Source organism: Novosphingobium decolorationis, from assembly GCF_018417475.1.
GTDB classification, from domain to species: domain Bacteria; phylum Pseudomonadota; class Alphaproteobacteria; order Sphingomonadales; family Sphingomonadaceae; genus Novosphingobium; species Novosphingobium decolorationis.
Window position 1 is genome coordinate 1635785 of the sequence record NZ_CP054856.1, and the last position, 22921, is coordinate 1658705.

Annotated in this window: 23 protein-coding genes and 1 tRNA gene; 13 read left to right on the forward strand and 11 right to left on the reverse strand. The window is 66.1% G+C overall.

The window, feature by feature from the left end; genetic code table 11:
• The first annotated feature begins 4 nt into the window (after nucleotides 1–4).
• From HT578_RS07395 to HT578_RS07405, 3 genes are all read left to right on the forward strand, one after another.
• Complete coding sequence (locus HT578_RS07395; RefSeq protein WP_213503265.1) at nucleotides 5–601, forward strand: (2Fe-2S)-binding protein; 597 nt, start codon at nucleotides 5–7, stop codon at nucleotides 599–601.
• A gap of 10 nt (nucleotides 602–611) precedes the next feature.
• The gene (gene arsC / locus HT578_RS07400; RefSeq protein WP_039391213.1) at nucleotides 612–956 is read left to right on the forward strand and encodes an arsenate reductase (glutaredoxin); all 345 of its coding nucleotides are present in this window, start codon (nucleotides 612–614) and stop codon (nucleotides 954–956) included.
• Between the two features lie 113 nt (nucleotides 957–1069).
• On the forward strand, nucleotides 1070–1702 hold the full coding sequence (locus HT578_RS07405; RefSeq protein WP_213503267.1) for a class I SAM-dependent methyltransferase: 633 nt from the start codon (nucleotides 1070–1072) through the stop codon (nucleotides 1700–1702).
• 91 nt (nucleotides 1703–1793) lie between these two features.
• On the opposite strand, the gene HT578_RS07410 is transcribed toward HT578_RS07405, so the two are convergent.
• Complete coding sequence (locus tag HT578_RS07410) at nucleotides 1794–2642, reverse strand: lipoyltransferase (RefSeq protein ID WP_213503269.1); 849 nt, start codon at nucleotides 2640–2642, stop codon at nucleotides 1794–1796.
• Nucleotides 2643–2764: 122 nt separating this feature from the next.
• Between HT578_RS07410 and lipB the strand changes: the two genes are divergently transcribed.
• Nucleotides 2765–3448: a lipoyl(octanoyl) transferase LipB gene (lipB, locus tag HT578_RS07415; protein ID WP_213503271.1), complete on the forward strand. Its 684-nt coding sequence runs from the start codon at nucleotides 2765–2767 to the stop codon at nucleotides 3446–3448.
• Nucleotides 3445–3780 carry a hypothetical protein gene (locus HT578_RS07420; RefSeq protein ID WP_213503273.1) on the forward strand — a complete coding sequence of 112 codons (336 nt, stop codon included), beginning with the start codon at nucleotides 3445–3447 and terminating at the stop codon, nucleotides 3778–3780. Before lipB ends, HT578_RS07420 begins: the two co-directional genes overlap by 4 nt.
• Here the strand turns inward: HT578_RS07420 and HT578_RS07425 are convergent.
• Nucleotides 3777–4715, reverse strand: coding sequence for an HpcH/HpaI aldolase/citrate lyase family protein (locus HT578_RS07425; protein ID WP_213503275.1), 939 nt, complete (start codon nucleotides 4713–4715; stop codon nucleotides 3777–3779). The two genes, HT578_RS07420 and HT578_RS07425, sit on opposite strands and share 4 nt — an antisense overlap.
• A gap of 173 nt (nucleotides 4716–4888) precedes the next feature.
• Nucleotides 4889–6055 carry an N-acetyltransferase gene (locus tag HT578_RS07430; protein WP_213503282.1) on the reverse strand — a complete coding sequence of 389 codons (1167 nt, stop codon included), beginning with the start codon at nucleotides 6053–6055 and terminating at the stop codon, nucleotides 4889–4891.
• A 176-nt stretch (nucleotides 6056–6231) separates the two neighbouring features.
• Here HT578_RS07430 and HT578_RS07435 point away from each other — a divergent pair, with 176 nt between their 5' ends.
• Nucleotides 6232–7368 carry a fatty acid desaturase family protein gene (locus HT578_RS07435; protein WP_213503284.1) on the forward strand — a complete coding sequence of 379 codons (1137 nt, stop codon included), beginning with the start codon at nucleotides 6232–6234 and terminating at the stop codon, nucleotides 7366–7368.
• Between the two features lie 187 nt (nucleotides 7369–7555).
• Here the strand turns inward: HT578_RS07435 and lptG are convergent, their stop codons facing one another.
• From lptG to HT578_RS22180, 4 genes are all read right to left on the reverse strand, one after another.
• Nucleotides 7556–8653 carry an LPS export ABC transporter permease LptG gene (gene lptG / locus HT578_RS07440; protein WP_213503286.1) on the reverse strand — a complete coding sequence of 366 codons (1098 nt, stop codon included), beginning with the start codon at nucleotides 8651–8653 and terminating at the stop codon, nucleotides 7556–7558.
• A gap of 1 nt (nucleotide 8654) precedes the next feature.
• Nucleotides 8655–9893 (reverse strand): LPS export ABC transporter permease LptF, encoded by a 1239-nt coding sequence (gene lptF / locus HT578_RS07445; protein ID WP_213503287.1) that lies wholly within the window; start codon nucleotides 9891–9893, stop codon nucleotides 8655–8657.
• Nucleotides 9894–10130: 237 nt separating this feature from the next.
• Entirely contained in the window at nucleotides 10131–10517 is a 387-nt protein-coding gene (clpS, locus tag HT578_RS07450; protein WP_213503289.1) for an ATP-dependent Clp protease adapter ClpS, read from the reverse strand.
• Between the two features lie 133 nt (nucleotides 10518–10650).
• Nucleotides 10651–11184 (reverse strand): phasin family protein, encoded by a 534-nt coding sequence (locus HT578_RS22180; RefSeq protein WP_239026543.1) that lies wholly within the window; start codon nucleotides 11182–11184, stop codon nucleotides 10651–10653.
• Between HT578_RS22180 and HT578_RS22185 the strand changes: the two genes are divergently transcribed.
• The gene (locus HT578_RS22185) at nucleotides 11159–11626 is read left to right on the forward strand and encodes a hypothetical protein (protein WP_239026544.1); all 468 of its coding nucleotides are present in this window, start codon (nucleotides 11159–11161) and stop codon (nucleotides 11624–11626) included. The genes HT578_RS22180 and HT578_RS22185 overlap by 26 nt on opposite strands.
• A gap of 185 nt (nucleotides 11627–11811) precedes the next feature.
• Here HT578_RS22185 and HT578_RS07460 read toward each other — a convergent pair whose 3' ends face one another.
• The gene (locus HT578_RS07460) at nucleotides 11812–13689 is read right to left on the reverse strand and encodes a PHA/PHB synthase family protein (RefSeq protein ID WP_213503305.1); all 1878 of its coding nucleotides are present in this window, start codon (nucleotides 13687–13689) and stop codon (nucleotides 11812–11814) included.
• Nucleotides 13690–13924: 235 nt separating this feature from the next.
• On the opposite strand from HT578_RS07460, the gene HT578_RS07465 reads away from it, so the two are divergent.
• Nucleotides 13925–15127 (forward strand): LL-diaminopimelate aminotransferase, encoded by a 1203-nt coding sequence (locus tag HT578_RS07465; RefSeq protein WP_039391195.1) that lies wholly within the window; start codon nucleotides 13925–13927, stop codon nucleotides 15125–15127.
• Between the two features lie 128 nt (nucleotides 15128–15255).
• The gene (locus HT578_RS07470; protein ID WP_213503307.1) at nucleotides 15256–16020 is read left to right on the forward strand and encodes a winged helix-turn-helix domain-containing protein; all 765 of its coding nucleotides are present in this window, start codon (nucleotides 15256–15258) and stop codon (nucleotides 16018–16020) included.
• A 94-nt stretch (nucleotides 16021–16114) separates the two neighbouring features.
• On the opposite strand, the gene mobA is transcribed toward HT578_RS07470, so the two are convergent.
• Nucleotides 16115–16636, reverse strand: a complete 522-nt coding sequence (mobA, locus tag HT578_RS07475; protein ID WP_213503309.1) for a molybdenum cofactor guanylyltransferase — start codon at nucleotides 16634–16636, stop codon at nucleotides 16115–16117.
• 222 nt (nucleotides 16637–16858) lie between these two features.
• Between mobA and HT578_RS07480 the strand changes: the two genes are divergently transcribed.
• Nucleotides 16859–16932 (forward strand) — tRNA-Cys (locus HT578_RS07480).
• Nucleotides 16933–17102: 170 nt separating this feature from the next.
• Here HT578_RS07480 and HT578_RS07485 read toward each other — a convergent pair.
• Both HT578_RS07485 and HT578_RS07490 read right to left on the reverse strand, forming a co-directional pair.
• A complete protein-coding gene (locus HT578_RS07485) occupies nucleotides 17103–18002 on the reverse strand; it encodes an SDR family NAD(P)-dependent oxidoreductase (RefSeq protein WP_213503311.1) in 900 nt (299 codons plus the stop codon).
• 10 nt (nucleotides 18003–18012) lie between these two features.
• Nucleotides 18013–18948: an SDR family NAD(P)-dependent oxidoreductase gene (locus tag HT578_RS07490; protein ID WP_039391156.1), complete on the reverse strand. Its 936-nt coding sequence runs from the start codon at nucleotides 18946–18948 to the stop codon at nucleotides 18013–18015.
• Nucleotides 18949–19105: 157 nt separating this feature from the next.
• On the opposite strand from HT578_RS07490, the gene HT578_RS07495 reads away from it, so the two are divergent.
• From HT578_RS07495 to HT578_RS07505, 3 genes are all read left to right on the forward strand, one after another.
• A complete protein-coding gene (locus HT578_RS07495; protein ID WP_213503319.1) occupies nucleotides 19106–20533 on the forward strand; it encodes an MFS transporter in 1428 nt (475 codons plus the stop codon).
• A 47-nt stretch (nucleotides 20534–20580) separates the two neighbouring features.
• On the forward strand, nucleotides 20581–21357 hold the full coding sequence (locus HT578_RS07500) for a nuclear transport factor 2 family protein (RefSeq protein ID WP_213503321.1): 777 nt from the start codon (nucleotides 20581–20583) through the stop codon (nucleotides 21355–21357).
• 126 nt (nucleotides 21358–21483) lie between these two features.
• Entirely contained in the window at nucleotides 21484–22914 is a 1431-nt protein-coding gene (locus HT578_RS07505; protein WP_213503323.1) for an NAD-dependent succinate-semialdehyde dehydrogenase, read from the forward strand.
• The last annotated feature ends 7 nt before the right edge of the window (nucleotides 22915–22921 follow it).

Sequence of the window (22921 nt, forward strand, 5' to 3'; positions counted from 1 at the left end):
GGCCATGTCCCGCCTGACCGTCAATGAGCGTCCTGTCGAATTCGACATGGACCCGCAGACCCCGCTGCTGTGGGCGCTGCGCGATGCCGCGAACCTGACCGGCACCAAGTTCGGCTGCGGCAATGGCGACTGCGGCGCCTGCACCGTCCTGGTCGACGGGGCGGCGCTGCGCGCCTGCCTCATCACCCTGGCCGAGTGCGAAGGGCGCTTCGTCACCACCATCGAGGGCCTTGCGCGCGACCGCGCGCATCCGGTGCAGCAGGCGCTGGTGGCCGAACAGGCGATCCAGTGCGGCTTTTGCACACCGGGTATCGTCATGGCCGCCGCCGCGCTTCTCAAGGGCAATGCCAACCCGAGCGAGGCCGAGATCGCGGCCGCCATTCCGAACCTGTGCCGCTGCGGGGTGACGCCGCGCCTCGTGCGCGCGATTTCGCGCGCCGCGCGCGTCCTTCGCCGCGAGGAGACGATCAGCGCCGCGCCCGCGCCGGGCATCCCCACCGATGCGGCGGCACGCAGCGTGCCCGCGCTGACGCCCGGCGAGGCGCCCCAGACCAATTCCCATCCCGCGGGCCGCGCCACAGCGGACCGCCCAGCCACCTGAGGAGAGATCCATGAAGGCCACCATCTGGCACAACCCCAAGTGCGGCACCTCGCGCAAGACGCTTGCCATCCTGGAAGAGACGCCGGGCGTAGAGGTTGAGGTCGTCGAATACCTCAAGACCCCGCCGAGCCCCGAGAAGCTCGCCCAGCTCTACAAGGACGCCGGGATCACCCCGCAGGCAGGTCTGCGCACGCGCGGCACCGATGCCATCGAGCGCGGGTTGCCCGAGGCTTCGGACGCCGATGTGCTGGCCGCGATGGCCGCCGACCCGATCCTCATCGAGCGCCCGCTGGTCGAGACCGACAAGGGCGTGCGGCTGTGCCGTCCGCAGGAAAAGGTCTCTGAAATCCTGTAAGATCGAAGCGGTTATAAACCCGCTTCACCCCGCCCTGCCTTGCAATGCGACGGCTAATCTGCCACCGCAAGGCACATCCATGACACAGACGAACCACGAGGTTACGCGCCAGCATGTCCAGCACTGAGCTTGCCCGGGAGGCCCTGCCCCAAAGGATCAAGCGTAAAGTCAAGAACGCCCTAGGCCCCTGGGGCGTCTTCCTCGAAGGGTTCGTCCGCCATCCGGTCATGGTCGGCTCGATCGTCCCCTCCTCGCGGTTCGTGATCCGCAAGATGCTGGCACCTGTCGATTGGGACAACTGCAAGCTCTTCGTCGAATACGGCCCGGGCGTGGGCACCTTCTGCCAGCCCGTGCTCGACCGCCTGCCGCGCGACGGCATGCTGCTGGTCATCGACACCAACCCGGACTTCATCGAGTACCTGCGCCGCACGATCACCGACAGCCGCTTCGTCGCGGTGCTCGGCTCGGCTGCGGACGTGGAAGACATCGTCAAGGCGCATGGCCACGAGAAGGCCGACTACGTCCTTTCGGGCCTGCCCTTCTCGACGCTCCCCGATGGCGTAGGCCCCGCGATCGCGGCGGCCACCCACCGCGTGATCCGCAAGGGCGGCGCGTTCCTGGTCTACCAGTTCACGCCGCGCGCGCGCGACTTCATGGCCCGCCACTTCAAGCGCATCGACAGCGGCCTTGAAGTGATCAACGTGCCGCCTTGCTGCATGTACTGGGGCTGGAAGGACGAGGACTGAGCCTCCCCGTCCTGCAAAGGCACCTCATACGAAAAGGCCCGCCCGACCATCCGGTCCGGCGGGCCTTTTCGTATGGAGGCCACGGGAAGTCTCAGTCGAAGAGGCTGGCCTGCCCGTCGGGCGTGGCGTGCGAAAGCTGGGCGTGCACGCGCACCAGCACCGCGACCAGCAGCACGTTGCTGACCGCCCCGATAAGTCCGGCGACAACGCCAGCCAGGAAGTTCGTCACCGCGCCCGCCCCGAAGACGAGCGAGAGCGGGGTGATGAGGAGCAGCGAAACCATGAAGCTGATCGCCAGGTATCCCAGCATCAGCAGCGCGTAGAAGCCCAGGAGACGCGGCGTGTGCCCGCCCGTCAGTTCCCACGAACGGCGCATGGCCGCGACCGGGTTCGCAAGCCCCTCGCGCACGATCACGGGGACCAGCAGCGAGAGGCGCACCGCCGACCAGATCGACACGCCGAAAAGGCCGATCAGCATGACCACGCCGCCCAGCGAAGCCCCGGCCGTGCCCGCCACCAGCGAGCCGAGCGCGACCAGGAGGCCCAGCACGAAGGAAACCAGCGTGATCCCCACGATATAAAGTAGCGTCGCCCCGATCAGCGTGGGCACCGCGCGCAAGGCCACCGAGATCGCCTCGCCCACGCTCGGCCGTCCGCCCACGCCCAGGATCACCGTGGCAGCCAGATAGCCCACGAACTGGACCAGCATGCCCCCGATCCCGAAGGCCAGGATCGTGCCCAGGTTCGCCGAAATCAGCGCTTCCAGCCCCTCGCTGTCCTGCGCCAGCTCCATCATCTGCTGCTGGATGTCGGCCAGGAACACGCTGGAAAGCAGCGCAGGCAGCAGGAAGAAGACGCCCGCGAGCGCCATCAGCACGTCGCGGTTGGCGCGGACCCTGGCCACGGCCTCGTTCCAGGCCAGGTTGCTGTCGAACTGCATTGCCATCTCCTTCTCGCCCGCCGCGTGTTCGCGCCGGGCGTCATCTCGCAATCGCGGTCTTAGGGATAGTTGCCTTGTGAATCCACTTGATATGAACGCACGGAAGGGCCACGCAGCGAGGCATGAACACCATCCAGACTCTGCCCGGGGACATCGAACTGCGCATCAGCAGTGAACCTGTCCCCTACCGTGAGGCGCTGGCCGAGATGACCGAGCGCAACGCCGCGATTGCTGCGGGCGAAGCGCGCGAACTGATCTGGTTTCTCGAACACCCGCCCGTCTACACCGCCGGCACCAGCGCGGCTGTCTCCGATCTGCTCGACCCCCGCTTCGAAGTCGTCGAGGCCGGGCGCGGCGGGCGCTACACCTACCATGGCCCGGGCCAGCGCGTGGTCTATGTCCTGCTCGATCTGCGCAAGCGCGCGCGCGATGCGCGTGGCTTCGTCCACGCGCTCGAAGGCTGGGTGATCGACACCCTCACCGACTTCGGCGTCGAGGGCTTCCGCAGCGAGGGGCGCATCGGCATCTGGACCAGCGACATCGACGGGCGCGAGGCCAAGATCGGCGCCATCGGCGTGCGCATCCGCAAGTGGGTGACAATGCACGGCTTTGCGGTCAACATTCACCCCGACCTCACCCATTTCACCGGCATCGTACCCTGCGGGATCGAGGAATTCGGCGTGACCAGCCTCAAGCGGCTGAACAAGGACGCGGAATTCGACGTGTGGGACAAGGCCCTGCTCGCACGGGCCGACGCCTTTCTGGGCGCGCTCGAAACCCGCTGCCCCAAGGAGACCCCGGCATGATTAGCATTTCGATGCGCCGCGCCGCCGCGCTGGGGCTTGCCCTGCCGCTCCTCGCCGGGCTGGCCGCCTGCAAGGACGATGCGCGCGAGGCTCCTTCTGCCGAGGCCGCGCAGGGTGCCGAGCTCCTGCCGCGCTCGGTCGACGATGCCATGCCCCTCTACGACCAGCGCCGCTCCCAGGCCCCGCTCGCCGAGCCGGAACTGGCCGAACCGAACCAGGGCTCGGCATCGGCTGCGCCGACGCAGGATAGCGAGGACACCGCCGGGGACACCACCGAGGACGGGGCTTCCGCAGCGCAGGAACCCTCCGCGCCGGAAGAGGACGCCGCTTAAGCGGGGCGCAGGATCGGCTGGCGGCGCAGGTCTTCCCCGCCCCGGCCATCGCGCTCGAACATCGCAATCGTGCGCCGCGCCAGCGCCAGGTGCGAACGGTCGATCATCCGTCCGCGCAAGGGCAGCGAACCGACATGCGGGTTGCCCTCGAAGGCGGCGACGACATCGCGCGCCTCGACCAGTTCCTCGACCGAGGGGGTGAAGGCGGCGTTGATCGTGGCAATCTGCGCCGGGTGGATCGCGAACATGCCCGAGAAGCCGTCCGCGCGCGCGCCTTGCGCCGCGATGTTGGTCCCGGCCTCGTTGTCGAAATCGTCAAATGGCGCGTCGATGGCCATGACATCGCCGGCATGGGCGCTCAGCAGCGCCTGCACGCGCACGAAGCGGGCGGTATCGCTCCAGGCGCCCTGGAGCGTGCGCACCGCCTGGCCGCCCATGGCTGCGCTGAGGCCCGCCGCATTCCAGGTGAGGCCTATGACACGCTGATGGGCCGACGAGGCGTATTCGGCAATCCGCAGCGCCGCGCCCGGTGTCTCGCCGACAACCGGCATGATCCGCGTGGAATTGGCGGCGACCCCCAGCGCCTGCTCGAACTCGTAGACTTCGCTGGCCAGTTGGCGCACCGTTTCCGGGCCTGTGGCCTTGGGGAGGATCACCCCGTCGGGCGCAAAGGGCATCACCGCGGCCAGATCCTCGCGCACATGGCCCGATTCCATGCTGTTGAGCCGCACCCAGCGGCCCATCCGCTGCTGTTCGATGACGTGCTGGCGATGCGCCGAGAGCCAGCCTGCGGCAAGGTCGCGCGCGCGCGCCTTCTCGCTCACCGGTACGGTGTCCTCGAGGTCGATCACGACGATGTCCGCGCCCGTGCCAATCGCCGTGCCGAGACGTTCTTCGCTGTTGCCCGGAACGAGGAGCCAGGACCTCGATTTCATGCCCATTGGTATCTTTGCCGCCATGCCCCAAGCGCGCCCCTTACGCGCTTCGGGCCGCAGTCTAGCCTCGCACAGTTAACACTTCCTGCAATCGAGCCCCGGCCGCGCGACAAAGGGCACCGGCAGGGAGGCGGCGGGAGCCATCGCCCTCGACCTCCCCGAAAGCGCTGCGATCAGAGCGCCTTTTCGTAGATCACGTATTCGCGGTTGATCTGGCTGTCGATGGCGTCGGCGATGGCAACCATGCCCTGGTTGTCATCGAGGATCCAGCCGATCTCGGCACGCTTCGCCCCGAACTTGGCGGTGGCCGAGCGGCGGATGAACTCGATCATCATGAAAGCGAGCTGGCTGGCAAGGCGCGAGGACTGCAGCTTCTTGCGCACGCCCATCAGCGGCACGCGCATGTCGGCCGGGTTCGGGCGGCGCAGCCACAGGAGCAGCTTGATAAGGCCCAGCACGCCCGGCTTGCCCTTGGCCCCGTTCACCCGCTTCTGGATGCCGTTGAGGTCCGGCAGGGTCATCATGAAGGCCACCGGCTCGCCCTCGTACTCGGCGATGCGGATAAGCTCGGGATGGACCAGCGGCTTCAACGCCTTGCCGGTGTGCGCGATCTCTTCTGCGGTGAAGGGCACGAAGCCCCAGTTGTCCGACCAGGCATCGTTGAGGATGTCGCAGATGATCCCGGCGTCGCGGTCGAAGTGCTTGAGATCGGCGTTGCGAATCGTGATCTTGGCGTTCTTCTCGCCCGAGGCGACGATGCGCTGGACGAGCCGCGGGAACTCCTTGGTCACGTCCAGGTCATAGGTGTAGAGCGTCTTGGCGCGGGTATAGCCCTCGCCCTCGATCCAGCCCTGGTAGGCCGCGTTGTGGTGGCCCATCATCACCATCGGCGAATGGTCGTGCCCCTTGACCAGGAGGCCCGGCTCTTCCCAGACCGAGAGGTTCATCGGCGCCAGCACGCGGGTCATGCCCTCGCGGCGCAGCCAGCCCTCGGCGGTGTCGATCAGCGCCTTGGCGACCTCGGCATCCTCGGCCTCGATCGCGCCCCAGTTGCCCGTGCCCGGTCCCATGCCCTGCTCGACCGGCTGTTTCAGCGCCAGTTCATCGATCTGCGCCGATATGCGGCCCACGACGCGGCCCTCGCGGCGCGCCAGGAACAGCTGGTGGCGGGCATGCTCGAAAAACGGGTTCTTGCCGGGCGTGAACTTGGCGATCTCCTCCGAGCGCAGGTTCGCGACCCAGTTTTGATCTGACGCATTGAGTCGATAACTGCAATCGACAAAGGCAGCCCGGTCGGCCTTGCTCGAAACCGGAGTGATGACTAGTTCGGCTTTGGCCACGATCCTGCCTTTGTTTGCGTGTAGGAAATGGGAATGAATTGAGGCGAACTGCGACCGGAACCGGTCTCTTGTCAAGCGGCGTACACGGTGAGGCTGTGCACGCCAAAGACGAAAGGCGCCCGTTTCCGCCCCCGGATCGCCCCGACCTCGCGAAGGTCACAAGTGGAATTGATGAAATGAGTGCCCAGGAAGCCCTTGAAGTGAACCCGCAGCCTTGTGAAGGCGCCGCCGCCGCGCCCGCACAGGCGCGCGTGCGTGCCGTCGCGCCGGGAACGACCGGGAGCTGGCATGCCCAGATTCCCGAGGACCGCGCGATGCTGCGCGCCGCCGCCCAGCTGACCCGCGACATCGCCCGGGCCCGCCCCGAGATCTACTGGCCCGACATGCTCGGCTCAGCCGCGCTGGGCTACGCCGCGCTGGCGGGCGCGATCCTGGTGGAGAGCACGCCTCTGGCCGTGGCGCTCGGCCTGTTCGCCTCGATCGCGCTCTACCGCGCGCTCCTCTTCATCCACGAGATCACCCACATGCACCGCGATGCCCTGCCGGGTTTCCGCTTCGGCTGGAACCTGCTGGTGGGCATCCCGATGCTGATCCCCTCGTTCATGTACGAGGGCGTCCACGCGCAGCACCATTCGCGCAAGCGCTACGGCACCATCGCCGATCCCGAGTACCTGCCGCTCGCGCTGATGAAGCCCTGGAGCCTGCCGGTCTTTGCCCTGACCGCGATCCTGCTGCCGCCGGCTCTGCTCATCCGCTCGGCCATCCTCGTGCCGCTCGGCGTCATCATCCCGCCGCTGCGCACGCTGGTGTGGGAGCGCGCCTCCGCGCTGGCCATCAACCCCCGCTACCGCCGCGAGAAGCCCAAGGGCGACTTTGCGCGCATGGTCTTCTGGCAGGAGCTGGGCTGCTCTCTCTGGGCCATCGCCGTCCTTGTCGCCAGCTACAGCTACGGCTGGCGCCCGCTCATCATCGCCCTTTCGGTGGTCTCGCTGACCGCCTTCCTCAACCAGGTCCGCACGCTTGTCGCGCACCTGTGGGAGAACGAGGGCGAGGAGATGACCCTGACCGCGCAGTATCTCGATTCGGTGAACGTGCCCCCGCCGGGCTTCCTGTCGCCGCTTTGGGCGCCCGTCGGCCTGCGCTTCCACGCGCTGCACCACCTGCTGCCCTCGATGCCCTACCACTCGCTGACCGAGTGCCACCGGCGCCTGAGCGCCCACCTGGGCCTGGAATCGACCTACGAAAAGGCGAGCTACCCCGGCCTCCTGCCACTGCTCGGGCGGCTCGTGCGCGGGACGATGTCTCGCCGCTGAGATACGAAAAAGCCGGCGCTGCGCCGGCTTTTTTTTGTGGCTTTAAGGACTGGAATGATCCGAGGGCCATTGCCCTCGGGCTCCCCGAACTGTCGACCGCACCGCTTTCAGCCACGTTCGCGCGCGTAAGGTGAGGTCGTCCATTTCGGGGCCCAAGGGGCAATGGCCCCTTGAATTCGTACTGCTTCTATTCCTCGGTCCGCACCAGCACCGCCTCCCCGATGAGCGCGAAGAGCACGAACGGCGCCCAGGCCGCGACCAGCGGGGGGTAGCCGCCGAAGTTGCCCATCGCGAGCGCGGCGTTGTCGAGCACGAAGTAGGCAAAGCCCAGCGCCATGCCCGCGATCGAGCGGATCAGGAGCTGGCCCGAACGGGCAAGGCCAAAGCCCGCGACAGCGCCCAGCAGCGGCATCAGGATCGAGGACATGGGCCCGGAAATCTTGTGCCACCAGGCCGCTTCGAGCGAGCTTGTCCGGCGCCCGGCGACGCGCAGCGCCTCGATCGAGGTGCTGAGTGTGAAGATGTCCTGCGAATTGGCATCGACCTTGGACAGCGTGACCTTGCCCGGCGTCACGTCCTTGGCGACGACAACCGCAGGGACCTGCGTGGTCGTGGTCGTCGCCACCTCGAAGACGGTCGCGTTCGTCATCTTCCAGCCCGGATTGGCGTAAGTCGCCCGGTCCGCGCGCACCTGCTGCACGATCATGTCGTTCTCATCGCGCGCGTAGAAGGTGACGCCGTTGAGGATCAGCCCGGCCCCCTCGCCCGTCATCGTGCGCGCGGTCATCAGGTTCTTCCCATCGGCAAGATAGATGTTGCTGCGCACGCCCGAATCCTCGGGCACGGGGCCATATTCGACCGAACTCCAGGCATCGAGCGTCGCCGTCGCGCGGGTCACCACGCGCTCGTTGAAGACGAAGCTTATGCCCGCAATCACCGTCGCGCTCATCAGGAGCGGCGCCAGGACCTGGTGCGCCGAGAGCCCGGCCGCCTTCATCGAGATGACCTCGCTGTTCTGGTTGAGCGTGGCCAGTGTGATGATCGTCGCCAGCAGCACCGAATAGGGCAGGAAGCGCGCGATCAGCTGCGGCACGCGCAGCGAGACGTAATAGAGAAGCTGCGATTCGCCGTTGCTGGGATAAGCCAGGATGTCGCCGCTCTCCCCCAGGAGGTCGAGCACCTGAAGCACCAGCACCAGCATCACCAGCATGGCCGCGATGCGGGTCACGAAGAGGCGTGCAAGATAGAGCGTCAGCGTGCGCGAGGGGAAGAATTCCAACTGCATCTCAATTCTGGTCCTGCGGCTCGGGCAGAACCGGGCCGTGGCTGCGACGACGGCGGCGCAGGAGCGACTTCAGGCGCTTGGTGAGCATCTCGAAGCCCTTCTCCAGCCAGCCGATGGCCTGGCCGCCAGGCACGTAGGCCACGCGGTAATACATCCAGAGGATCAGCGCGGCGAGCACGAGGAACGGCCCCCAAAGGCCGATCACGGGATCGATCCGGCCCAGCGCGGCCACGTCGCTCGCGTACTGGTTGACCTTGTGATAGGCGACGATGATCACGATCGAGACGAACAGACCGAGCGAGGAGGTCGAACGCTTGGGCGGGATCGCGAGCGCCACGGCCAGCAGCGGCAGGAGCAGCATCATCACCACCTCGACCATGCGGTAGTTGAAATTGGCCTGGCTGGAGGCGCGCTCCTCGGCGGTCTGCGGACTGTCCTTGTTCCAGCCCAGCTGCATCAGTTCGGGCAGCAGGTACTCGCGGCTCTGGCCGCCGCGCTGGCGGAAGTTCTCGATCGCGGGCAGGTCGATCGGCAGGTCGTGCCGGGTAAAGGACAGGACACGCGGCGCATCGCCGGGCATGTCCTGAATGATCTGGCCGTTCTCGAGGCGCAGGATGATCGTGTCGGGCGAGCCCTGGAGCGCCATGAAGCGGCCCTCGCGCGCCGAGATCGAGAGCACCTGCCCCTTGGAGTTGGCAACGCGCGCGAAGATGCCCATGAGGCGGCGCCCCTCATCCTCGCTGGCATCGATGCGCAGGGCAATGCGGTCCTCCAGCGTGGTGAACTCGCCCACCTTGATCGAGGCGCCGAGCGCGCCCGACTGCAACTCGTAGTTGAGCTCTTCGTAGTAGTAGCGCGAGAGCGGCTGGAGGTAGCCGACGATGGCGAAGTTCACCCCCACCAGCACCAGCGTGATCATGTAGGGCACGCGCAGCATGCGCGTGTAGCTCAGGCCCACCGCGCGCATCACGTCGAGTTCGCTCGAAGTGGCAAGCTTGCGGAAGGCGAGCAGGATGCCGAGCATGAGACCAAGCGGGATCGCCAGGCTCGCGTACTCGGGCAGCATGTTGACGAGAAGCTTGAAGACAACGCCGACCGGCCCGCCTTCGGTTGCCACGAAGTCGAACAGGCGCAGCATCTTGTCGAGCACCAGCAGCGAGGCGGCGAGCACGAAGATGCCCAGCATCGGCATGAGCACGAGGCGCAGGATATAGCGGTCTATGGCGTTCAGAAATTTCACGTAGTCGTCATCACAGCGCCGGGTTCGCCATGGGCCTTAACGGCTCGTTCGCCTCGGGAAAAGCGAATTGTCGAGCCCGCCGCGCGCGCCGCGATGCGTTCAAGGCAATTGGGATGTACACGGGAGGCATGTCGGCAACCCCGAAAGGGAATGGACATGTCCAACGAACGTGCGCCGCGCGCGTTCCCCGTCCGGACGCGCGAGGCCGAACCTTCCGGGGGCTGCACCCGTGGCCGCTCAGGCCTTTTCCAGGGTGCACTGGAGCGGATGCTGGTTCTGCCGGGCGAAATCCATCACCTGGTTCACCTTGGTTTCCGCGATCTCATAGGGGAATATCCCGCAGACGCCGACGCCCTTCTGGTGGACATGAAGCATCACGCGGGTCGCCTGCTCGAGGTCCATATGGAAGAAGCGCTTGAGGACCATCACGACGAACTCCATCGGCGTGTAGTCGTCATTCAGCATCAGGACCTTGAACTGGCTGGGCTTCTTGGGCTTGGCGCGGGTCTTGGTGGCGATGCCGACCTGATCGTCGTCACCTGTACCGGGTCCGTCCTCCCCCGCTCCGGTGGCGACAAGAGGGGATACGCGGTGCAACAGGGAATCGTCGAAGGGGTAAGCCATAGAGCCTGGATATCGCAAAGGGAGCCTCTTTCTACAAGACGCTCCCTTGGCTGGGTCTGAGTATATGCGTCACGGCGAGAGGGGGACGCGGCCAAAACCCCATCCCCATCAAACCGTTAGCAAAAAGGCGTGATCAGGCCGAAGTGGCCTTGCGCGCCTTTTCCATGGCCATGCTGACGCGGCCCGAGAGCGGGGCGAAGGCATCGCTCATCAGCTTGAGCATGGCTTCGCTGTTCTTCGAGCTGGTCGCCACGGCGGTGTCGAAGTTCTTGCGGACCATGTCGCCCTGGAGCTTGAAGAAGTCGGTCGGCGACTTGGCGGCGGCGAGTTCCTTGATGTCACCCGACATGGTCTCGAACGCCGAGCGTCCTTCGGTGACCATTTCCGAACCGAAGCTCTGCATGCCCTCGGCAAAGATCTTGCCCGATTCCATCATTGCTTCGACGTTACCCTTGGTGAAATCGGATGCTTCGCCCATCATCGACGTACCCTTCTCAAAGGCTTCCTTGGCCTTGCTCTGGGCCTGTGCCATCGCGTCCTGGAAGCTGGTGAAGTTAGCGCTCATGTCCATTGTCGTATCCTCGAGCATGAAGTTGTTGAGTAGCCCGGCAAACGCGGGAGCAGTGGATGAAGGAGCGGTCTTGGGCACCGCCTTGGGTTTCGCCACCTTCGGGCTTGCCCCGGCCTTCGCCGGCTTCTCTTCAGCCTTGGTGACAGTCGGTTTCGGCGCGCTGGGAGCGGCCGGTTTCTTGGGTGCGGGCGCGCTTGCCTTGGGAGCAGCTGCGGCCTTCGCCGGAGTTTTCGTCGCCGCGGCCTTTTTGGGCGCCGCCTTCCTGGCCACCGGCTTCTTCGCCGCGGGCGCCTTGGGGGCCGGAGCCTTCGGAGCGGGAGCCTTTGCCGCGACCTTGGGGGCCGAAGCGGGTTTTGCCGCGGGTTCCGGCGCCGCTACGGGAGCCGGTGCCACCTTGATTTCGTCCGCCTTGGCCGAAGCATCGGCCTTGGGCGCATCTTCGCTTTTCGGAACTTCGTTTTCAGCCATCCCGCGAATCCAGCCTCTCGTGCAGTGTCACGTCCGGAAGATACTCAAAGCATTCGAAAAGCTGCCTTGAAGAGCGCGCCCGAACATCCTTTGTTGCAGTGCACAATACGCTTCAAGCCCCTTGGCGTCAAGGCCAACTGCCTCCAGTTCGCATGCAATCCATCGCATTGCAGCATGAATTGACGAAGGTGTCAGAAAGTTAACCTGCGACCCGCGCTCCTGGTTCCTTCACCCGGTGAACTGGCAGGCGCGGGCTCAGCGTGTCATCACGTAGCGGCCGGGTGCATCCTCAAGCACCGTATCCCCGCGCCCGCCCGGTCGGCGCTTGCCGCGTACGGGAACTTCACCTGGTGTACGAGCCTGCAGCCACGCCGCCCAGTGCGGCCACCAGCTGCCCTTCGTCTCCGTGGCCCCGGCGATGAAGTCGGAGAGGTCCTGCACGTCGCCCGCGTTGGTCCAGTACTGGTACTTGTTGGCCGAGGGCGGATTGACCACGCCCGCGATATGGCCCGAGCCGGCCAGCAGGAAGGTCCAGTCCCCGGCCAGGTAGCGGGTCAGCTTCCACACGCTCTCGGGCGGCGCGATGTGATCCTCGCGGCCCGCCTGGATGTAGCAGGGCGTGACGATGCGGTGGAGATCGATCGGCTCCCCCAGCGCCTTGAGCGAATCCGGTACGACCAGCCGGTTGTCGCGGTAGAGATCGCGCAGGTAATGCTGGTGCCAGCGTGCCGGCAGGTTGGTGACGTCCCCGTTCCAGTGGAGCAGATCGAAGGCGGGATGCTCCTCGCCCTTGAGGTAGTTCTTCTCGACGTAGTTCCAGATGAGGTCGTTGCCGCGCAGCAGGTTGAAGGTCGCGGCCAGGTAGCGCCCGTCGAGATAGCCCTCGGGCGAGAGCAGCGCGAGGTTGTCGATCTGCTGGCTGTCGACGAAGTTCTTGAGGTCGCCCGCCTCCTCGAAATCGACCTGCGCTGTAAAGAAGGTCGCGCTCGCCACCTTGTCCGCCTCGCCGCGCCGTGCCAGCAGCGCCAGCGTCGCGGCGAGCGTGGTCCCGGCCACGCAGTAGCCGATGGTGTGGACGGACGGCACCTTGAGGCGCGCACGCACCAGCTCGATCGCCTCGATCTGCGCGGCGATGTAATCGTCCCAGACCACGTCGGCCATGGTCTCGTCGGCCGACTTCCAGGACACCATGAAGACGGTGATGCCCTGCTCGACCGCCCAGCGCACGAAGCTCTTCTTCGCGTTGAGATCGAGGATGTAGAAGCGGTTGATCCACGGCGGGAAGATGACGAGCGGGGTCTCCATGACCGCGTCGGTCGTCGGCGTGTACTGGATCAGCTGGAACAGCGGCGTCTCGTGGACCACCTTGCCCGGCGTCACCGCGATATTCTCGCCCAGCGTGAAGAAGCCGGTGTTGGAATGGGTCAGCTGGCCCTTGCGCAGGTCCTCGACGAAGTTCTGGAAGCCGCGCACCAGGCTCTCGCCCCCGGTGCGGCTGGCCTCGGTCATGGCGACCGGGTTGGTCAGCGGAAAATTGGCCGGACTCAGCGCATCGACGAGCGCGCGCGTCGCGAACAGGAGCTGCGCCTTGCGCGCAGGCTCCATGCCTTCGGTCGCCTCGGCAAGGCCGATGAGCTCCTGCCGGAACATGAGGTAAAGCTGGTGGATGAGCGCGAAGAAGGGGGTGGAGCGCCACTCCTCGGCCCCGAAGCGCGCGTCGCTCAGCGGCAGCTCGGGCGCATCGCCAGCGCCCGCCTCGCTGGCGACGTGGGCGTGCTCGCCGATGCCGTAGCGCGCGAGCACGGCCTGCGCGAGTTCGAGCCCCTGCGTCCACAGACGCTGCTGCACCTCGGGCCGCGACAGCGGCAGGAGGCGCATGACCGATTCGAGCGTGCCGATCCACTTGAGCGGATCGCTGAAGTGCCCGGCATTGCTCTTGCCGCCGCCCTGGAACTGCTCGACCTGGTAGTCGGTCCAGATGGACTGCATACGCTCGGCGATCTGGGTCCAGTGCACCACGCTTTCGGCCTGCGCGCTGCCCTCCTGGGGCGCCAGGAGCCCGAACAGCTCGGTCATCCCCCTGGTCTGGTTCTGCAGGATCTCGCTCAGAAATTCAGTGGCGTCGTGCGCCATGCGGCCAGCTCCTTCCCCGTCTCTCGCGCTGCGCCCCTCGGGCACTGGGTCGCCCCTGTCTGCGGCATCGCAGCGGACCTGTCGAGGGGCTTTGCACGGGCGCTGCGGCAAACCGCCCCTGCGGCGCGCGCAACAAAATTTGCGCAAGAGACCCATTTGCGTAGGCTTCGTTATCCACTAGAGGGGCGCATAGGCATTCCCGCCGCCCACAGACACGGATTTTAGAAGATAGGTCATGGAAGACGAGTTCTACCGCATCAAGCGCCTGCCGCCCTACGTTATCGCCGAAGTCAACGCGATGCGTCACGCGGCCCGGCGAGCGGGACAGGACATCATTGACCTGGGCATGGGCAACCCCGACCTGCCGCCCCCGCAGCACGTCATCGACAAGCTGTGCGAAGTGGCGCGCAAGCCCGACGCGCACGGCTATTCGCAGTCCAAGGGCATTCCCGGCCTGCGCCGCGCCCAGGCCAACTACTATGGCAACCGCTTCGGCGTCGACGTCGATCCCGAGACCGAAGTCGTCGTCACGATGGGCTCCAAGGAGGGTCTCGCCAGCCTCGCTACCGCGATCACCGCGCCGGGCGACGTGGTCCTGGCCCCCAACCCCAGCTACCCGATCCACACCTTCGGCTTCATCATCGCGGGCGCGACGATCCGCTCGGTGCCGACCACGCCCGACGAGCACTACTGGGAGCAGCTCGACCGCGCGATGGCCTTCACCGTGCCGCGTCCCTCGATCCTGGTGGTGAACTACCCCTCGAACCCGACCGCCGAGACGGTGGACCTCGCCTTCTACGAGCGCCTCGTCGCCTGGGCCAAGGAGAACAAGGTCTGGATCCTGTCCGACCTTGCCTATTCCGAGCTCTACTACGACGGCAACCCGACCCGCTCGATCCTCGAGGTGCCCGGCGCCAAGGACGTCGCGGTGGAATTCACCTCGATGTCGAAGACCTATTCGATGGCGGGCTGGCGCATGGGCTTTGCGGTGGGTAATCCCAAGCTGATCGCGGCGATGAGCCGCGTGAAGTCCTACCTCGACTACGGCGCCTTCACCCCGATCCAGGCGGCCGCCTGCGCCGCGCTCAACGGCCCGCAGGACATCGTCGAGAAGAACCGCCAGCTCTACCAGAAGCGCCGCGACGTGATGGTCGAGGCCTTCGGCCGTGCCGGATGGGAGATCCCCAGCCCCAAGGCCTCGATGTTCGCCTGGGCCCCGCTCCCCCCTGCACTCAAGGACATGGGCAGCCTGGAATTCTCCAAGCAGCTCCTGACCGAGGCCGAAGTCGCCGTGGCGCCGGGCGTGGGCTATGGCGAGGACGGCGAAGGATTCGTGCGCATCGCCATGGTTGAGAACGAGCAGCGCCTGCGCCAGGCCGCGCGCAACATCAAGCGCTTCCTGAACAGCAAAGGCGTCAACAGCGGCGCAACTTCCTAGAAACGTGTACTTTCCAACTTCTACGTAGTCATACCTGTAATATTTTTGCAGTTGTTGCTCCCCCCCATCCGACCCACTGTGCCCTTGGAAAGAAACCGCAGTGAGACTTTGCGATTGGGGGGACACACATGGCGCAGGCCCATAGTACGAAGGTTAACAGTAGAACATTCCGCTGGCTGGGCGCGGAGCCGCTTCCGGCCAGCCACGATCTGCGGATACGGGGCTGGCACCTCGTAACGAGCGAAGGTTCGAACGAACTCAATCAGGGCACCCTGAGCCTCATGGATCTCGCGTCTTACGAGACCATGTGCGAGAGCGAGGAGGGCGCTGCGTTGAGCTGGGCCTGCAAAAAATCGATCATGGTGGTCGATGTCGATTCGAGCCGGGCGCGCGCCGACCTACTCCACGCCGGTATCGGCGATGCCATACCGGCGGATGTCTGCCTCGAGGAACTCGACGCACGCGGGCGACTGCTCATGGAAGCGATCAAGAGCCTTCCGCGCGTGCGTCGCCTTGACCGCCTTCGCCTCGATCTGCTCGCGCGCGAGGGCTACCACGAAGACACGCCGCTCAATCTCAATCCGCGGGAATTCGCCCTGATCTGGCGGCTGGCGGAGAACATCGACCGGCCGGTCAGCAAGCAATCGCTGATCCACGATGTGTGGCGCATGGGATTTGTGCCGGAGACCAACAGCATCGCGGTGCATATGTCGCGCCTGCGCCGCAAGCTCGCGCATGTCGGCATCCGCGACCTGATCGAGACGATCCCGGGCGGCGGCTATTCGCTGCGCAACCCGCACACGCAGGGCCCCTCCCGCAACGAGAGCCGGAGCGTAGGCACGTACTCCAGGCCACATCCCATGGCGCAGGAAAGCCAGAGCCTGGCGAACTGACACCAGACCGTGATGCCGCTGTCCATGGGCTCCCCCGGCCCCCTGGACGGCACATCAGCTAGCTCGCACCCAATCCATCAGACAGAGCCTGCGCTCAGCGGCGCAGGAGCGCGGCCAGGTCCTCCGGCGTATTGACGTTGACCAACGGCCCCTCGCACGCAACCCCGCGCGCGCCGATGCTCTCGGCCAGGCGGCGCATCGAGTGACGCCCCTCTCCCATCAGGATCGCATCTGCCGCCGCAAACGCCGCGACGGGCCAGTGCCCGATGACCGGTTGGTCCAGAAGGAAAGCCGGCGCTGGCGAAAGCCGGGCCAGCAGGTCCTGGGGCAGAAGCGGACAATCCACCGGCGCACTGAGGACGGAGGCAAACGCCTGCTCACGCCCATGCCGCAAGGCTCCGGCAAGGCCCGCCAGAGGCCCCATTCCGGGACGCGGCCAATCGGGAAGCACGGGCACGGGCGCGTCCTGTCGGCCCACGACAACGACCTCGTCGCACCACGCCTGCAACTGCGCGACCGCTCTTTCCAGCAAGCTTTCGCCCGCAAAGCACGCGAGCGCCTTGTCCGTACCGAAACGGCGCGACTGGCCTCCCGCCAGCACCACACCCAGGATCATGCTTGCGCTCCTTGCCGCCACCGCACGTCATGTGCCCCGCCACGATGGCGCAGCAGCCCCCGTCCCTGCAAGCCTCCCACTTCCGCCAAGCGCGGTGTCGGGCCCGAAAAAGCGGCATTTGCACAGGAACCTGCGAAAGAATTCTCACCTGCATCGTTTTCGCGCGGAAAAGCCATTGCGCAAGCCGCGATCCGTTGTTACTGGCGCTTCCTCCACACCGAAGGCCCGATGGCGGAGTGGTGACGCAGCGGACTGCAAATCCGTATACGCCGGTTCGATTCCGGCTCGGGCCTCCACTACCGCCGATCGCAATTCCGGTCGAGTTCGGTCCTGTGGCTTTCCTCTCCATCCCGGACATGACGAGCGGCCTGCCCGCGGGCCTGTCGTGGCCCCAAACGCAACGCAAACGGGCCGCGCAGATCGCCCTGCGCGGCCCGTGGGTTTTCTCGGAGAATATGCCGAAGGATCAGAGCGCGTTGGCGGCCTCGCGCGCCTTCCTGTAGCTGGCGCGGCGGCCCGCCTCGATCTGCAGGCGGTCGGCAAGGCCCGGATCCTCGGGGTATTCGCGGAAATCGGCGAGGACCTCGTCGAAGACTTCGGCCAGCTCGTCCTGGAACTCGGGGTGGGAGAAGATGTAGAAGCGGTTCTCCTGGATCGCCTCCAGCGTACGCGCGGCGATCACCTCGGGCTCCATCCCGGCCTGGTGCAGCTTTTCGAGGTTGCTCACGAATTCGGTGTTCACCTCCTTCGCACCCGCCTTGAGCGCCTCGGGCCGGATCGCATCGCTCGCATAGATCTGGCTCTTCACCAGCCCCGGGCAGAGCATCGAGACGCCGATCCCGTGTGCGGCGAGGCTGTAGCGCAAGGACTCACTAAGGCCCCGGACCGCGAACTTGGTCGTGTTGTAGATGCCCGGCGCGCCATTGCACAGGAACGCGGCCATCGAGGCGGTGTTGCACACGTGGCCGCCCAGCCCGCGCTCCTTCATGCGCGGCACGAAAGTCGTCACCCCGTTGATGACGCCGTGCAGGTTGACCCCCAGAAGCCAGTCCCAGTCATCGTACGAACTGTCGTCGATGGTCTGGAAAAGGTTCACGCCAGCGTTGTTGAAGAGGAGACTGACCGGGCCAAGTTCGGCCTCCACCCGGTCGGCCGCCTGCGCAAAACTTTCGCGCGAGGCGACATCGAGCGGCACGCCCATCACGTGCTGGTTCTCCAGCAGCTTGAGCGCGGCCTCGATCGAATCCTCGCGCACGTCGGCGATGGCCACCTTGCACCCTTCGGCAAGGAGGGCGCGGGCAAGGCCCAGGCCCAGCCCGTTCGCCCCGCCCGTCACGAAGGCCGTGCGGCCCGCAAGCTGTGTCATGCCCGCCCCCTTACGCGACGCCAGCTTCAGACATCTGCGCGGCGCGCAGGGCCTTCTGCCGGTCGATCTCCTGGGTGATCGCCGAGTTGCGGAACAGCACGCCGAAGGTGTTCTTGTACTCCTCGTTCTCGGGCAGCTGGACCTGCACCGCCGCGGTGGTCGCCTCGCCACGCTCCTGCACGCCGATGAGGAATTCGGCGTGGGTGAGGATGTAGAGTTCATCGTTGAGGATGCCCGTCAGCACGCGCTCACCGACCTCTTCCTTGGTCTGGTAGAGGTGGAAGAAGCTGCCCCCCGCCTGGCGCCCCTTGTCGGCCTCGGCGTAACCGGTTTCGGCGAGGGCGTCGGGACGGGTGCGCCCGGCTTCGGCAATGTTCGACTGCACCGCGCCCGGGCAGAAGGCCGAGCACACGATGCCGCGCGATTCCAGTTCAGGGCGCATGCATTCCATCATCGAGGTGACGGCCGCCTTGCCCGAGGAATAGATCGTGGTGCCCGGCGCTGGCACGAGCGCGGACATCGAGGCGGTGTTGACGATGTGGCCGCCCTCGCCGTGCTTGAGCATGCGCGGCAGCATGGTGACGATACCGTTGATCGTGCCGCCCACGTTCACGCCCATGACCCAGTCCCAGTCGGCGAAAGTCGCCATGTCGGTGGGGCCGACAACCGCAACCCCTGCGTTGTTGCACAGGATGTGGATCTTGCCGAACTTGGCCTCGGTGGCATCGGCGGCGGCAGCAAAGGCAGCGCGGTCGGTGACGTCGAGCTGGAGCGCGAGCACCTTGTCGCCGCCGTCCAGTTCGGCTGCGGCGTCATCGAGATGGTCCTGGCGAATGTCGGCAATAGCAACGTTCATGCCCGCTCCCAGCAGGGCCTTGGCGATACCCAGGCCAATCCCGCTGGCGCCGCCGGTCACAAAGGCGGTCTTCCCCGGTAGATCCTGCATAGTTCCTCACTCCTCTCCATCGATTTTTCAAACTTTTTCGGCCTTGAACCGAATCTCCTGTCTTTTTTTCACGAACAAGAGATTGTATGCAAGGCCAACAATAACGAATGGGAACGACCTGACAAGGCGTCCTGAGAGAGATGGGAAGAGAGACGCGATGGCAGTAGCGAGTGCCGGTATCGAGCCGTTCGAGCCTGCGGGCAGCGAAGCGCAAGGGGCCGCCGGTCAGGATGGCGCCGAATCGCGCGAATGGCCCACGCCCTCCAGCGCCTACTGGGCGCTGGCCGTGATTGTCCTGGCGACCTTTCTCACCTTCTTCGACCAGGTCGTGTTCGGGATGATGGCCGAACGGATCAAGGCCGACTTCGGGCTCACCGATTCGCAGCTGGGCTTCCTCGCGGGGCCCGCCAGCATCATCTGCTACCTCTTCGTGGGCATCCCGCTCGCCCGCCTCGCCGACATCTTTCCGCGCAAGTACGTGCTTTCAGGCGGCGTCGCGGTGATCGGCCTTGTCACCATTGCAGGCGGCATCGCGCAGAACTTCATCCAGTTCGTGGGCAGCCGCGTGTTCCTGGCCGCGGGCGGTTCGGCGCACGCGCCCGCTTCCTATTCGCTGCTCGCCGACATGTTCCCGCCCAAGAAGATCACCCGCGCCTTTGCCGTGCTGCAGCTGGGCTTCATCGGCGGATCGACGCTCGGCCCCCTTCTCGGCGGCCAGCTGATCGCGATGACCTCGCACTGGGAGCCGACCGTCTGGGGCTCCTTTCGCATCTATTCCTGGCAGTGGATCCTGATCTGGACGGGCCTACCCGCCTTCCTCTTCGCGCTCCTGTTCCTGACCGTGAAGGAACCCAAGCGCCTTGTCATTCCGGGCATGATGAACACTGTCCCGGAAAACGCCTCGCTCTCGCGCCGCATCCTCACCTTCACCGGCCTCGACGCGGCCAAGGCGATCCACGCCAACCGCCGCGTCTACTACCCGCTGTTCTTCGGTCTTGCGCTGAGCGCGATCGAGACCTTCGGCCTTTCCTTCTGGCGCGTGCCCTTCATGATCCGCACCTACGGCTGGAACGAAGCGCAGATCGGCGCGGTCATCGGCGGCATGACGCTCGTCGCCTCGCTGCTCGGCCTGGTCCTGGGCGGCACCTTCGTCGAATGGCTGGCCAAGCGCCGCAAGGACGCCAACGTCGTTGCCGCCACGATCTGCTTTGCCGTCGTCACCGTGTGCTCGATCCTCTCGCCGCTCATGCCCAACGGCTATGCGGCGCTGGGCGTCGCCTCGTTCGGCGCGATGTTCGGGATTGCAGGCGCGGTGCCCCAGAACGCGGCGATCCAGCGCGTCGCGCCCAACGCCATGCGCGGGCAGGTCACCGCGATCTACCTGTTCATGTTCACCTTCTTTGGCGCGATGGGCAGCTTCGTGATCGGGCTTGTCGCGCAGTACGTCGTCGCCGACCCGGCCAAGCTGTGGCTGGCGCTGGAGATCACCGCGATCGCCCTGCTGCCGCTCGCCACTTTCTGCATCTACCGGGCAATCCGCCCCTACCGCGAGGAGATCGAGCGTCTCGAAGCGCTGGGCCTGTGACCCTGCCCCAACCCGACAACGATAATCCCAGGAGAGAGGACCCCCATATGACCGACACCGCCCGCATCGAGGCCCTGGAAAACCAGGTCGCCGATCTGGCCCGCCGCCTGACCGTGCGCGAGGACGAGCTGGACGTGCGCAAGCTGCAGCACCTCTACGGCTATCTCATCGACAAGTGCATGTACAACGAGACCGTCGACCTGTTCACCGACGATGCCGAAGTGCGCTTCTTCGGCGGCGTGTGGAAGGGCAAGGAAGGCGCGCGCCGCCTTTACGTCGAGCGGTTCCAGAAGCGCTTCACCCACGGCAACAACGGCCCGATCGACGGCTTCCTGCTCGACCATCCGCAGCTCCAGGACATCGTCACCATCGATCCCGACGGCGTGACCGCGCACGCACGCGCGCGTTCGATGATGCAGGCCGGGCGCCACAAGGACTACCTCACCCCCGACAACCCGATGATGGCCAACCCGCGCCAGTGGTGGGAAGGCGGCATTTACGAGAACACCTACAAGAAGGTGGACGGGGTCTGGCGCATCCACGTGCTCAACTACTTCCCGCACTGGCACGCCGATTTCGACAAGGGCTGGGCCTATACCGAGGCCGAATACGTCCCCTTCCCCAAGGTGCTTTACCCCGAGGACCCGAGCGGCCCGGACGCCCTGATCGAGGATCACTGGCTCTGGCCCACCCACAAGCTGCTGCCCTTCCACATGCCCCACCCTGTGACCGGCAAGGACATGGTGGCCGAGCGCTGGCAGGGCGACATCGACCGCGCCCAAGCCAAGGCAGACGCCAAGGCAGGTGCCCAGGCGGCCGAATAGGCCCGCCTGCGCCCTGACGGCAGGGCTCCCTCGCGCCGCTTCGAACCCCTCTGGCGCGAGAGGGCCCTGCCCGATGGCCCCTGCCTGAAGGCCCTTTACCCGATCCCTCCAGCCGCGCGGTGAGGCATGAGCGAATACCCTGAACTGTACCTGATGATCGACGGCGAGCGCCTCTCCGGCGCCGACCGCAGGACCCACGATGTTCTGAACCCGGCGACTGGCGAGACCATCGGCAAGCTGCCACTTGCGAGCAGCGCCGACCTCGACCGCGCACTGGAGGCGGCCGCGCGCGGCTTTGCCCGCTGGCGCAAATCGACGCCGCAGGAACGCGCGAACGTACTCAACGGCGCGGCGCGCCTGATGCGCGAGCGCACAGAGGACATCGCGCGCATCGCCGTCCTCGAACAGGGCAAGACCCTTGCCGAAGCGCGCATCGAGGTCGGCATGAACATCGGCCTTTTCGAGTTCTATGCGGGCGAAGTCTTTCGCATCTACGGCCGCACGCTGGTGCGCCCCGAAGGCATGCGCTCGACCGTGGTGCACGAGCCCGTCGGTCCGGTTGCGGCCTTTGCGCCCTGGAACTTTCCCATCGGCAATCCGGGCCGCAAGCTCGGCGCGCCGGTCGCGGCGGGCTGCTCGGTCATCATGAAGGCGGCCGAGGAAACCCCCGCCAGCGCGCTTGCCGTGCTGCAATGCCTTTATGACGCGGGGCTTCCCACCGATGTCGCGCAGGCCGTCTTCGGCGTGCCCGACGAAGTCTCGCGCCACCTCCTGGCCAGTCCCGTCATCCGCAAGCTCTCGTTCACCGGCTCCACCGTGGTCGGGCGCCAGCTCGCCAAGCTCGCGGCGGAGGATTTCAAGCGCACGACGATGGAACTGGGCGGCCACGGCCCCGTGCTCGTCTTTGCCGACGCCGATATCGAGCGCGTGCTCGACATTGCCGTGCCGCAGAAGTTCCGCAACGGCGGGCAGGTCTGCGTCAGCCCCACCCGCTTCCTCGTCGAGGCGCCTGTCTACGAGGCCTTCCGCGAAGGCTTTGCAAGCCGCGCCGCGGCCTTGCGGATCGGCCCCGGCCTCGCCCCGGAAAGCCAGATGGGTCCGCTCGCCAACCCGCGCCGGGTGGAGGCCATCGACGCGCTCATCCACGAGGCGGTGGATGCGGGCGCGCGCCTCCACACCGGCGGCGAGCGGCTGGGCAACCAGGGCTTCTTCTACCAGCCCACGGTCCTCTCCGACGTGCCGCAAACCGCGCGCATCATGAACGAGGAACCCTTCGGCCCGGTCGCCCTCCTCAACCGCTTCGAGAGCGAGGAAGCCATGATCGCCGAGGCCAACCGCCTGCCCTACGGCCTTGCCGCCTACGCCTGGACATCGAACGCCTCGCGCCAGAAGCGCCTTTCGGCCGCCATCGAGGCGGGCATGGTCGGCATCAACACGCCCATGATCGGGGGCGCGGACAGCCCCTTTGGCGGGGTCAAATGGTCAGGCCACGGGCACGAGGACGGGCCCGAAGGCATCATGGCCTGCCTCGTCACCAAGGCTGTACACGAAGGATAACAAAGAC